A 12,042-nucleotide genomic window follows, 5' to 3' on the forward strand; every position below is an offset into this window, starting at 1 on the left:
CAGAAGACGTGCGCCGGAGGAGTGTCGACGAATGTTCGAGAGATTCACGGACCGTGCCCGTCGTGTGGTCGTTCTCGCCCAAGAAGAGGCGAAGATGCTCAACCACAACTACATCGGCACCGAGCACATCCTGCTCGGTCTCATCCACGAGGGCGAGGGCGTCGCCGCCAAGGCGCTCGAGAGCCTGGGGATCTCGCTGGACGCCGTCCGCGAGCAGGTCCAGGACATCATCGGCCAGGGTCAGCAGCAGCCGACCGGCCACATCCCCTTCACGCCGCGCGCGAAGAAGGTGCTGGAGCTGAGCCTGCGCGAGGCGCTGCAGCTCGGCCACAACTACATCGGCACCGAGCACATCCTGCTCGGCCTCATCCGCGAGGGTGAGGGCGTCGCCGCCCAGGTGCTCGTCAAGCTCGGCGCCGACCTCAACAAGGTGCGCCAGCAGGTCATCCAGCTGCTCAGCGGCTACCAGGGCAAGGAGCCCGCGGGCGTCGCCGCCGGTGCCGGCGAGCAGAACCAGCAGGCCGCCCAGGGCGGCTCGGCGGTGCTCGACCAGTTCGGCCGCAACCTCACGCAGGCCGCGCGCGACAACAAGCTCGACCCCGTGATCGGACGCGAGAAGGAGATCGAGCGGGTCATGCAGATCCTCTCGCGCCGCTCGAAGAACAACCCCGTCCTCATCGGTGAGCCCGGCGTCGGCAAGACCGCCGTCGTGGAGGGCCTCGCGCAGGCGATCGTGAAGAACGACGTGCCCGAGACCCTGAAGGACAAGCAGGTCTACTCGCTCGACCTCGGCTCGCTCATCGCCGGTTCCCGCTACCGCGGCGACTTCGAGGAGCGCCTGAAGAAGGTCACCAAGGAGATCCGCACCCGCGGCGACATCATCGTCTTCATCGACGAGATCCACACCCTCGTGGGTGCGGGTGCCGCCGAGGGAGCGATCGACGCCGCCTCGATCCTCAAGCCGCTGCTCGCCCGCGGCGAGCTGCAGACGATCGGTGCGACGACCCTCGACGAGTACCGCAAGCACTTCGAGAAGGATGCCGCGCTCGAGCGCCGGTTCCAGCCGATCCAGGTGGCCGAGCCGAGCCTGCCCCACGCGATCAACATCCTGAAGGGGCTGCGCGACCGCTACGAGGCGCACCACAAGGTGCAGATCACCGACGGCGCGATCGTCGCCGCGGCGAACCTCGCCGACCGTTACATCAGCGACCGCTTCCTGCCCGACAAGGCCATCGACCTGATCGACGAGGCCGGCGCCCGCCTGCGCCTGTCGATCCTGTCGAGCCCGCCGGAGCTGCGCGAGTTCGACGAGAAGATCGCCAAGGTCCGCGAAGACAAGGAGACCGCCAGCGAGGAGCAGGACTTCGAGAAGGCCGCGGCCCTCCGCGACGAGGAGAAGTCCCTGCTCGCCGAGCGTCTGCGCCTCGAGAAGCAGTGGCGCAGCGGCGACGTCGCCAGCCACGCGGTGGTCGACGAGGGTCTGATCGCCGAGGTGCTGGCGCAGGCCACCGGCATCCCCGTCTTCAAGCTCACCGAGGAGGAGACCAGCCGTCTCGTCTTCATGGAGAAGGCGCTGCACCAGCGGGTCATCGGCCAGGAGGAGGCGATCGCCGCGCTCAGCCGTACGATCCGCCGCCAGCGTGCCGGGCTCAAGGACCCGAAGCGTCCCAGCGGCTCGTTCATCTTCGCCGGCCCCACGGGCGTCGGAAAGACCGAGCTCGCCAAGGCGCTCGCCGAGTTCCTGTTCGACGACGAGGGCGCGCTGATCTCGCTCGACATGAGCGAGTTCGGTGAGAAGCACACCGTCTCGCGGCTGTTCGGTGCCCCTCCCGGGTTCGTCGGCTTCGAAGAGGGTGGCCAGCTCACCGAGAAGGTGCGCCGCAAGCCGTTCTCGGTCGTGCTCTTCGACGAGATCGAGAAGGCGCACCCCGACATCTTCAACTCGCTGCTGCAGATCCTCGAAGAGGGTCGCCTCACCGACGGTCAGGGCCGCGTCGTCGACTTCAAGAACACGGTCATCATCATGACCACCAACCTCGGTTCGTCGGCGATCGCCGGCGGCCCGGTCGGGTTCCAGGTCGAGGGCAACGCGCAGACGACGTACGAGCGGATGAAGGGCAAGGTCGACGAGGAGCTGAAGCGCCACTTCAAGCCCGAGTTCCTCAACCGCGTCGACGACGTCATCGTCTTCCCGCAGCTCAACAAGGACGAGCTCCGTCAGATCGTGGGCCTGTTCACGAAGCGGCTGAGCGAGCGTCTGCTCGACCGCGACATGACGGTCGAGCTGTCGGACGCCGCGAAGGACCGCCTCATCGAGATCGGGTTCGACCCGACGCTCGGTGCCCGGCCGCTGCGCCGTGCCATGCAGCGCGAGGTCGAGGACCAGCTGTCCGAGCGGATCCTGCACGGTGAGCTCAACCCCGGCGACCACGTCAAGGTGGATGCCGAGAACGGCAAGTTCCTGTTCGAGCACGGCCCGCGCGGCGAGAAGGTCGCGGTCGGCGTCGGCGCGGCGGGAGCCATCGAGGCCACCCCGGACATCGTCGCCGGAGGCTGACCCGGATCGAACGTCACCCGCAGGGGCGGATGCTGCGGCATCCGCCCCTCCGGCGTGTGCGGCGGGGGTGGGGGCGTTTCGACTCGGCGCTGCGCGCCTCGCTCAACGACCGGGGGCGGGGTGGGGGCGTTTCGACTCGGCGCTGCGCGCCTCGCTCAACGACCGGGGGCGGGGCGGGGCGGGTGAGGGCCCGGGCCCTAACTCCTCCACACCGACCGTCGCAGGCGTCGAGGGCACCGCTTTTCGGGGTGCGAGCGGGCAGCTGGAGGAGTTCGGGACCGCCGCCCGCTCCCGCGGCGGCGGCGAACGCCTAACGCCCCGCGCGGAAGCGGCGCGCTTCCGCGACCAGGGCCGCGAAGAGGCGCCGGTCGGCGGCATCCTCCTCCGGATGCCACTGCACCGCGACGAACCACGACCCGTCGGCGGCCTCGATCGCCTGGGGCAGCCCGTCGTCGCTGCGCGCCGTCACGGTCAGGCCGTCGCCGACCCGGTCGATGCCCTGGTGGTGGTAGCTGCGCACCGCGATGTCGCCGGCGCCGACGACGGCGGCCAGGCGGGAGCCCGCGGAGACCGTCGCGGTGTTGAGGGCGAAGACGCCCCCGCCCAGCTGGTACCGATCCGTGCCGAGGACATCGGGCAGGTGCTGGTGCAGCGTCCCGCCGAAGGCGACGTTGCCGAGCTGCAGCCCGCGGCAGATGCCGAACACCGGGATGCCGCGGCGACGCGCCCCGGCCAGCAGCGCGAGCTCCCACGCGTCGCGGTCGCGGCGCGGCTCGTCGGTCTCGGGGTGCGGATCGGCCCCGTAGAGCGCGGGGTCGACGTCGAGACCCCCGGTGAGCACGAGGCCGTCGAGGCCGTCGAGGACCGCCTCCGCCGCGGCATCCGGCTCGATCTGCGGTGTGAGCAGCACGCCCGCGCCGCCGACGGCGGTGACCGCGTCGAGGTACACGTGCGGCAGGAACGCGGCCCGTACGTCCCACACGCCCTGCTGCGCGCGCTCCAGGTAGGTGGTCAGTCCGATGACCGGTCGTCCGCTTCCCATCGCCGAGCTCACGCGGCGCCGTCCGCGACCGCGAGCGGCGCGACGTCGACCGAGACGCGCAGCGTGGAGTTCTTCGCCTTCGTGAAGATGATGCCGCGCACCGGCGACACGTCACCGTAGTCGCGGCCCCACGCGACCGTGACGTACCGGTCGTTCGCCCACTGGTCGTTCGTCGGATCGATCGCGAGCCACTGGTCGGTGCCGGGCAGCCACACGGCCAGCCAGGCGTGCGAGGCATCCGCACCGAACACGCGCTCCTTGCCGGGCGGCGGCTGCGTCGCGAGGTACCCGGAGACGTAGCGCGCCGCGACGCCGTGGGACCGCAGGCATGCCAGCGCGACGTGCGCGAAGTCCTGACAGACGCCCGCGCGGGCGCGCATCGCATCGCCGACCGTGCTGGTGACGGTGGTCGCCGTCTTGTCGTAGTCGAAGTCGCGGTAGATCCGTCGCATGAGGTCGGTGGCGGCCTCGCCGATCGGACGACCGGGCGTCAGTGAGGCGGCGCCGTAGGCGGCGGCCTCGGCCTCGTGCCGCACCCGCGGCGACTCGAGGGCGTACTCGACGGCCCGCCAGGCCTCGGGCAGGTGGGGGTTCTGCAAGGGCCGGGCGTCCTCCCACGGCCGCGCGAGGGCATCGGCGTCGTAGGCGGGCTCATGCACGGTGACATCGCTGGATGCCGTGATGGTGAGCTCATCGTGCGCGTCGGTGAGGTGGAAGTAGGTGGCGGAGTTGCCGAAGGCATCGGTATCGGGCGCGATGTCTCCCGGCGCCGGGTCGACCTCGACGCGCGCCGACGACACCTGCTGCCACGGCAGCTCGCGGGGGACGAGGTGGAACTGCCCGACGCTGTCCTGCACCGGCTTGCCGTAGGCGTACGCCGTGCGGTGCCACACGCGGTACTGCATCATGCGCGGCTCTCCATCAGTTCGACGAGGGACAGGTCGGTCATCGCCACGGCCGGCGGGCCGCTCTCGAAGTGCAGGTGGGTGACAGCATCCGAGAGCTGTTCGAGCTGCGCCGTGACGCCCGCGAGGAAGTCGACCAGCACCTCGCGACGGCCCCCCTCGATCGCGCCCAGCGCCCCGACGTCGGCGGCGGTCAGCTCGGTCTCGAGGTGGTCGAGCAGACGCTCCGCGCGCGTCGAGCCGGTGGATGCCGGCATGGCGGCCAGATGCTCGCGCAAGCGGGCCAGGGCGAAGGCGAGGGAGCGGGGGTTGCTGAGGTCCAGCAGCAGGAGATCGAGCACGTCGGCGGCCCGCATCGAGCCGCGGTAGCGCCGACGATGCGTCACGACGCTCTCGGCCGCCAGCAGCACCGCCTCCAGCACGCTGCGCGCCGCGCGCGGGCCGTGCCGGTCGGCGAGGGCCGTCGACAGCAGCTCCGACAGCTGCAGACCGCGCTCCAGGAAGCGACCCGCCTCGATCATGTGCCAGCCCGTGTCGCGGATCATGTTCGCCGTGATGCCGTAGAGCGACAGCATCGCCGACAGCATCCGGCCGCCCGACTCCGCCGTCCGGTGCGGGTGGGCCGATCCCCGCAGGGCCCGCGTCGCCCGATCGATCGTCGCGAACACGCGCCACGTGTCGCCCGACAGCTGGTCGCGCACGCCCTCCATCGCCTCGCGCAACCGGGCGATCGAGTGGGCCGCCGATCCCGGGCGCCGCGCGTCGAGGAGCAGGGAACGGAACTCCGCCTCGGGATCGAGCGACCGCATGCCGGCGAGCCGTCCCAGCACGTCGAGCAGGACGCGCGGGCTCTCGGCGAGAGCGCCCGACGCGTAGGCTCCCGGCTGGTCGAGCTCGGTCTGCGCGGTGAGCAGCAGACGCAGGAGGTCTTCCGTGCGCTCGGCGTAGCGGCCGATCCAGAACATGTCGGCGTGGGCGCGGGGCGCGAGCGGCGGGATGCTGCGCGCCGTCGGACCGGGGGCGATCTCCGCCAGGTTCTGGTCGGGATCGTCCTCCGCCGCCTTCAGCACCCAGACGTCCTTCGTCCGCAGCGGGCCGTCGGGGCTCTCGCGGACGGTCGCGAGGCCGCCGACCAGCGGACGGTAGGCCGAGCCGTACCGCAGCGCGAACGCGCGCAGCGTGAGCGGCAACGCTCCGATGCGCGCGCCCTGGCCGTCGGCGCCGGACGCCCAGACGGGCGTCTGCGACAGCGGGAGCAGATCCTGCCCGACGAAGCGGTGCGGAGCGGCCTCGACGCGTCGGGCGAGCTCGTCGGCCGGCAGGTCGCTGAAGACCTTGCGCGGCTCGTCGATGGTCCGGACGATCAGTTCCGGGTCGCCGTCGCGCAGGCGCGCGAGCACGGCGTCGAGCGCCTGGGGCTCGCCGCACCACACGGTCGGCACCGCGGGGATGCGCAGCTGCTCGCCGAGCAGGTGCTCGCACGCGGCCGGGAGGTACGGCAGCAGGCCCGGGTTCTCGAGCACGCCCGCACCGAGCCCGTTCACGAGCCGCACGCGGCCGCGGCGCACGGCCTCCGTCAGCCCGGCGACACCGAGTCGTGAGTCGCCGCGCAGCTCCAGGGGGTCGCACCACGCGGCATCCACTCGGCGGATGATGACATCGATGCGGTCGGTCGGGCGTGTGCGCGGCCAGCCCGCCGGCTTCATCCACACGTACCCGTCCCGCACGACGAGGTCGTTGCCCTGCACCAGCGGGAAGCCGAGGGCGGTCGCGAGGAAGGCCTGGTCGAACGCGGTCTCGCTCAGGGTTCCGGGGGAGAGGATGACGACGCGGGGGTCTTCGACCTCGTCGGCCACCGACGACAGCAGCGCCGCCCGCAGGGCGGAGAAGTAGGGGTCGATGCGGTGCAGACTCCCCTCCTGGAAGAGGTCGGGGAGCACCTGTGAGATGACGCGGCGGTTCTCCGCCGCGAATCCCAGCCCCGACGGTGCCTGCACGCGGTCGGCGAGCACATGCCAGTCGCCGTGACCGTCACGGCCCAGATCGGTGGCGGCGAGCAGGAGCGGATGCGGGTCGACGGCGCTCGCCCGCGCCAGCGGACGGGTGAAACCCGAGTGGCCGAACACCACGGCAGACGGCACGATGCCCTCCCGCAGGAGGGACTGCTCGCCGTACAGATCCACCAGCACGGCGTTCAGCAGCTCGGCGCGCTGGGCGAGGCCGACCTCGAGCGGCGACCAGCCGGCGGCGTCGAGCACGAACGGCACGGCATCCAGCTGCCAGGGCTGCGGGCCGGACTCGCCGCGCAGATACGAGACGCCGTCATCGGCGAGGAAGCGCACGATCTCGCCGTCGACGCGGTGGAGATCGTCGGCGGTGAGGCTGAGCGCGTGGGCTGCCAGCGCCTTCCAGCCGGGGCGCAGGCCGCCCTCGGCATCGACGAACTCGTCGTAGCGGAACGTCTCCGGCGGAGCCGACAGGGGCAGCGTCGGCTGCGACACCGTCGCGGCATAGTCGCGCAACACACTCACGGCGAAGTCCCCTCCCGGCTCCAGCGTAGGGGGCAATACAGTGGGTCGGTGACCCTTCCCGCCCCCTCCGACCCGGCCCGGCCGCCGCGACCGGTCGTCCGCCCCGCTCGGACCTCCGACGTCCGCGGCATCCTGGACCTGCTGGAGCCCTGGGTGCAGCGCCGCATCCTGCTCGGCAAGGAGATCGTCACCCTCTTCGAATCGGTGCAGGAGTTCGTCGTCGCGGAGATCGGCGACGAGCTGATCGGGTGCGGTGCGCTGCACGTCATGTGGGAGGACCTCGGCGAGATCCGCACCCTGATCGTCGCGGAGGAGTGGCTGCACCACGGCGTCGGCGGCGCGATCGTCACGCAGCTCGAACAGCGCGCTCGGGAGCTCGGTCTCACGCGACTGTTCTGCCTCACCTTCGAGGTGGACTTCTTCACCCGCCGCGGATTCGCCCCCATCGGCGAGCAGGTCGTCGACCCCGACGTGTACTCGCAGCTGCTGCGCAGCCCCGACGAGGGTGTCGCGGAATTCCTGGATCTCGCGCACGTCAAGCCGAACACGCTCGGCAACACGCGGATGCTGAAGAACCTCTGACCCCCCGCGCGCCACGTCGAGGGCGGGGGATGCCGCGGCCTAGCCTGGAAGGGTGAGCACCCCGACGCGTCGCACACGACGACCCAGCCCCGCCGTGTACCGGCGGCGCCGGCTCGTGGCCGTGCTGATCCTGATCGCCGTGGTGGCCGCCGTCGTGCTGGCGTTCTGGCAGCCGTGGCGGGGGAGCGGAGAGCCGGCGGCATCCCCGTCGGCGACACCGAGCGCCTCGCCCAGCGCGCTCGTCACCTCCCCGGCGCCGGAGACTCCGGCCGCGGATGCCGCGGCATCCGAGGAGCCCGCACCGGCGCCCGACCCCTCGGCGAGCACCCCGGCCGTCGCGGCCTGCTCGACGGCGGACATCTCGGTGCAGGCCGTCACCGACCAGGACGTCTACGCGTCGGGCGAGCAGCCGAAGCTGTCGATCACGCTCTCCAACACGACCGCGGTGCCCTGCTTGATCAATGTCGGCACGGCGACGCAGTCGTTCGTGATCACGAGCGGGAGCGACACCTGGTGGCGCTCGACCGACTGTCAGTCGGAGTCCAGCGACCAGGTCGTGCAGCTCGCCGGCGGGCAGACGGTGTCGAGCGTGAGTCCGCTGCAGTGGGATCGCACGCGGTCGTCCGTCGACACGTGCGGGTCGTCCCGACCCCAGGCGGCGGCCGGCTACTACCACCTGTCGGTGTCCATCGGAGGCATCCAGGCCGCCGACACGAAGATGTTCGAACTGCGCTGACGATATCTAGATACTGATATATCTCTGAGTCTGAGAGATTTCTCACGTTCCTCGGTGCCGCCACCGAAGTGAGCGAGGTTACCCTTGTCTCAGCTCTCGGTGCGAGCCGCCGTCGCCCCCAACGACGGTCGTCGCGTCACCCCCAATGACCGGCATCTCCGGCACGAACGCCCGACGAGCTCAGGCCCTCTCGATCCCCCCAGCCCCCAATGTGGGGATCGAGAGGGCCCCTCCTTTCTGGCGACCGGTGACACCCTCGTATGCTGGACGGATGGCCGGCAAGAAGCGCGCGAAGCCCCCGCTCGAGTTCCGCAACACGCAGCTCGCCGACGCCCTGCAGACCCAGGACATGGCCGCCCTCGCCTTCGCGCTGCGCCACGGTCCCATCGTGGCGCCGCTCCTGCGGCCGGGCCAGCGCGACGACCCCCGAGACAGCGGCGAGGTCTGGACGTACCGCGACCCGAACACGGGCGATGTCGCGCTGCTGCTGTTCAGCGACGCCGCGAACAAACCCGAAGCGCTGCCGCCCGCGGTCGCGCTGCAGTCGCCCGCGTGGCTGCGCGCGTTCCTGGCCGCGCACCGGGAGGAGATCACGACCGTCTTCTTCGACATCGCCGGCCCGCATCCGATGCAGGCCGCACCCGGCGACCTTCTGGCGGCCCTCGACCTGGGCGCCTGACCGCGGCTTCGCCGCCCGGTCGTTGAGCGAGCGGTTCTGCCCCCGGTCGTTGAGCGAGCGGAGCGAGTCGAAACGCGGTGGTTCAGCGTTTCGACTCGGTCGCTGCGCGTCCTCGCTCAACGTCCGGGTGTTGGGGGTGCGGTGGTGCCCCCCCGGTCGTTGAGCGAGCGGTTCTGCCCCCGGTCGTTGAGCGAGCGGAGCGAGTCGAAACGCGGTGGTTCGGCGCTTCGACTCGGTCGCTGCGCGTCCTCGCTCAACGACCGGGTGTTGGGGGCGCGGTGGTGCCCCCGGTCGTTGAGCGAGCGGAGCGCGTCGAAACGCGGTGGTTCTGCGTTTCGACTCGGTCGCTGCGCGTCCTCGCTCAACGACCGGGTGTTGGGGGTGCGGTGGTGCCGCCCCGGTCGTTGAGCGAGCGGAGCGAGTCGAAACGCGGTGGTTCGGCGTTTCGACTCGGTCGCTGCGCGTCCTCGCTCAACGACCGGGTGTTGGGGGTGCGGTGGTGCCTCCGGTCGTTGAGCGAGCGGAGCGAGTCGAAACGCGGTGGTTCGGCGTTTCGACTCGGTCGCTGCGCGTCCTCGCTCAACGACCGGGGGGAGGGGGAGGATCAGAAGTCGGGCTGGTCGCCCGGCTCGACCGGATGCCCCTGCGTCAGATCGCGCAGGGCTCCGCGCAGATCGCGGGATGCCGTGTCGATCACCGACCGATACCCGACCCGGTTCGCCTCCGACCGGCGCTGCTCGTGGGCGGTCACGGCGCGGACCTCGCCCGCGAGGCTCAGCTCGCCGATCGCGACGAGGCCCTTCGGCGTCGCCCGGCCGGTGACGGCGCTCGCCACCGCCAGCGCGATGGCGAGGTCGGCCGCGGGCTCGACCAGCCGCACCCCGCCGACGGTCGAGACGTAGACATCCTGGTCGGACACGCGGATGCCGGCCCGCTTCTCGAGCACCGCGAGCACCATCGCCACGCGGGCGCCGTCGACGCCGCTCACGATGCGCCGCGGGTTCGGCCCCGACCCGGGCAGGGTCAGCGCCTGCACCTCGACGGGCAGGGCGCGCCGCCCCTCCATCGCGATCGTGACGCAGGTCCCCGGTTCGCGGGAGCCGTGACCGAGGAAGAGCGCGCTGGGGTCGGGTACCTCGGCGATGCCGCGGCTGGTCTGCTCGAAGCATCCGACCTCATCGGTCGCGCCGAAACGGTTCTTGAGGGCGCGGACGAACCGCAGCGCCGTCTGCCGATCACCTTCGAAGTGGCAGACGACGTCGACGAGGTGCTCGAGCACGCGCGGCCCGGCGACCTGACCGTCTTTGGTGACGTGTCCGACGATGATGACCGGGAGATCGCGCTCCTTGGCGACGCGGATGAGCGTCGAGGCGACCTCTCGCACCTGGCTCGGATGTCCGGGCGCCCCGTCGACGAGACTCGAGGCGACGGTCTGCACCGAGTCCACGATCAGCAGTTCGGGCCGGGTCTCGTCGACGTGACCGAGGATCGTGGCGAGATCGGTCTCACTGGCGAGGTAGAGCTCGTCGTGCAGCGCGCCCGTGCGCTCCGCGCGAAGCCGCACCTGCCCGAGCGACTCCTCCGCGCTGACATAGAGCACGCGTCGTCCTGCGCGCGCGGTCTGCGCGGCGACCTCGAGCAGCAGGGTCGACTTGCCGACCCCCGGCTCGCCGGACAACAGGATCGCCGCCCCCGGTACGAGCCCCCCGCCGAGCACGCGGTCGAACTCGCCGATGCCCGTCGTGCGCCGGGGTGTCTCGCGCGTGTCGATCGAGGTGATGGGGCGTGCCGCGCGCGTCGGCGCGAGCGGCGCCACGGCGTGGACGGGCGTGGACGACACGGCCTCGACGACCGTGCCCCACTGCTGGCACTCGCCGCAGCGCCCCACCCACTTGGCACTCGTCCAGCCGCACTCCGTGCAGCGGAACGCGCTCGTGGTCGCGGTGCGCTTGGATGCCATGCGTTCAGGCTAGTCGCGGCATCCGACAGTGCACGCGCGGCGGCTGCCCCGCCGGTGCCCGCGACTCAGCGCAGCGAGTCGGCGACCTCGCGGAGGGCGTCGGCCGAGCGGCGGAACAGTCCGAGCTCGTGGTCGGAGAACGACGTCTCGCGGATCGGCACGGCGCCGGCGGCCGAGACGACCGCGGGCACCGAGAGGGCGACCCCGCTGACGCCGTGGAAGTCGTCGAGCACGGCCGAGACGGGCATGACCGCGTGCTCGTCGTCGAGGATCGCCTCGACGATGCGCGCGCTCGACAGCCCGATGGCGTAGTTGGTCGCGCCCTTGCCCTGGATGACCTTGTACGCGGCATCCCGCACGTCGACGGCGATCTGGTCGAGCTCCTCGACGGTGAACTTCGGCTGGCCGTCGAGCGGCTGCCAGTCGAGGATCGGGACGGTGCCGATCGTGGCGTGCGACCACAGCGGGAACTCGGTGTCGCCGTGCTCGCCCACGATGTAGGCGTGCACGCTCGAGATCGACACGCCCGCCCGCTGGGCGATCTTCCAGCGCAGGCGGGAGGTGTCGAGCACGGTGCCGGAGGCGAAGATGCGCTCGTAGGGCAGTCCGGTGGTCTCCTGCGCGAGCACGGTCAGCACGTCGCAGGGGTTCGTGACGATGACGAACGTCGCGTCGGGGGCGACGTCGAGCAGCTGCGGCATCATCGACTTGAGGATGCTGGCGTTCACGCCGGCCAGTTCGATACGCGTCTGGCCGGGCTTCTGCTTGGCGCCCGCGGTGATGACGACGACGTGCGAGCCCTTGGCGACCGAGATGTCGGCGCCGCCGATGATGTCGCTCGACCCCGTGAACTGCGCGCCGTGCGCCAGATCGAGCACCTCGGCCTCGGTCTTCTCCGCCGCGATGTCGTACAGGGCGACGTGGCGGGCCGAGCCGCGGATGAGGGCCGCATAGGCGACGGACGATCCGACCGCGCCGGCGCCGACGACGGTGAGTTTCGAGTTCTCGATCACGCTCATGGCCCCAGTCTGACAGGCGGGGGATGCCGAG

General features: G+C 71.4%; 9 protein-coding genes. 4 read left to right on the forward strand and 5 right to left on the reverse strand.

What is annotated here, in order from left to right; translation table 11 throughout:
- The first annotated feature begins 31 nt into the window (after window positions 1–31).
- On the forward strand, window positions 32–2,557 hold the full coding sequence (locus AC6CQV_RS00385; protein ID WP_060960554.1) for an ATP-dependent Clp protease ATP-binding subunit: 2,526 nt from the start codon (window positions 32–34) through the stop codon (window positions 2,555–2,557).
- A 310-nt stretch (window positions 2,558–2,867) separates the two neighbouring features.
- Here AC6CQV_RS00385 and AC6CQV_RS00390 read toward each other — a convergent pair whose 3' ends face one another.
- From AC6CQV_RS00390 to AC6CQV_RS00400, 3 genes are read right to left on the reverse strand one after another with little or no spacing between them, the layout of a single operon-like run.
- Window positions 2,868–3,599, reverse strand: a complete 732-nt coding sequence (locus AC6CQV_RS00390; protein ID WP_498260703.1) for a gamma-glutamyl-gamma-aminobutyrate hydrolase family protein — start codon at window positions 3,597–3,599, stop codon at window positions 2,868–2,870.
- A gap of 8 nt (window positions 3,600–3,607) precedes the next feature.
- Window positions 3,608–4,507 (reverse strand): transglutaminase family protein, encoded by a 900-nt coding sequence (locus AC6CQV_RS00395; protein WP_498259956.1) that lies wholly within the window; start codon window positions 4,505–4,507, stop codon window positions 3,608–3,610.
- On the reverse strand, window positions 4,504–7,035 hold the full coding sequence (locus AC6CQV_RS00400; protein ID WP_498259957.1) for a circularly permuted type 2 ATP-grasp protein: 2,532 nt from the start codon (window positions 7,033–7,035) through the stop codon (window positions 4,504–4,506). The genes AC6CQV_RS00395 and AC6CQV_RS00400 overlap by 4 nt, the downstream gene beginning before the upstream one ends.
- A 48-nt stretch (window positions 7,036–7,083) precedes the next feature.
- On the opposite strand from AC6CQV_RS00400, the gene AC6CQV_RS00405 reads away from it, so the two are divergent.
- The 3 genes from AC6CQV_RS00405 to AC6CQV_RS00415 all read left to right on the forward strand — a co-directional run bounded on the left by AC6CQV_RS00405 (window position 7,084) and on the right by AC6CQV_RS00415 (window position 9,032).
- Window positions 7,084–7,617: an amino-acid N-acetyltransferase gene (locus AC6CQV_RS00405; RefSeq protein ID WP_060960557.1), complete on the forward strand. Its 534-nt coding sequence runs from the start codon at window positions 7,084–7,086 to the stop codon at window positions 7,615–7,617.
- 52 nt (window positions 7,618–7,669) lie between these two features.
- Complete coding sequence (locus AC6CQV_RS00410) at window positions 7,670–8,353, forward strand: hypothetical protein (protein WP_198553643.1); 684 nt, start codon at window positions 7,670–7,672, stop codon at window positions 8,351–8,353.
- Window positions 8,354–8,624: 271 nt separating this feature from the next.
- Complete coding sequence (locus AC6CQV_RS00415) at window positions 8,625–9,032, forward strand: dehydrogenase (protein WP_498259958.1); 408 nt, start codon at window positions 8,625–8,627, stop codon at window positions 9,030–9,032.
- A 604-nt stretch (window positions 9,033–9,636) separates the two neighbouring features.
- Here the strand turns inward: AC6CQV_RS00415 and radA are convergent.
- Window positions 9,637–10,992 (reverse strand): DNA repair protein RadA, encoded by a 1,356-nt coding sequence (gene radA / locus AC6CQV_RS00420; RefSeq protein ID WP_498259959.1) that lies wholly within the window; start codon window positions 10,990–10,992, stop codon window positions 9,637–9,639.
- A 65-nt stretch (window positions 10,993–11,057) separates the two neighbouring features.
- Window positions 11,058–12,011, reverse strand: coding sequence for an L-lactate dehydrogenase (locus tag AC6CQV_RS00425; RefSeq protein WP_101306964.1), 954 nt, complete (start codon window positions 12,009–12,011; stop codon window positions 11,058–11,060).
- Window positions 12,012–12,042: the final 31 nt, after the last annotated feature.

Source organism: Microbacterium sp. EG9 (genome assembly GCF_059759475.1).

Coding starts and splice junctions, on each gene's coding strand:
- AC6CQV_RS00385 (WP_060960554.1), top strand. CDS start 32: ATGTTCGAGAGATTCACGGACCGTGCCCGTCGTGTGGTCGTTCTCGCC.
- AC6CQV_RS00390 (WP_498260703.1), bottom strand. CDS start 3,599: ATGGGAAGCGGACGACCGGTCATCGGACTGACCACCTACCTGGAGCGC.
- AC6CQV_RS00395 (WP_498259956.1), bottom strand. CDS start 4,507: ATGATGCAGTACCGCGTGTGGCACCGCACGGCGTACGCCTACGGCAAG.
- AC6CQV_RS00415 (WP_498259958.1), top strand. CDS start 8,625: ATGGCCGGCAAGAAGCGCGCGAAGCCCCCGCTCGAGTTCCGCAACACG.
- radA (WP_498259959.1), bottom strand. CDS start 10,992: ATGGCATCCAAGCGCACCGCGACCACGAGCGCGTTCCGCTGCACGGAG.
- AC6CQV_RS00425 (WP_101306964.1), bottom strand. CDS start 12,011: ATGAGCGTGATCGAGAACTCGAAACTCACCGTCGTCGGCGCCGGCGCG.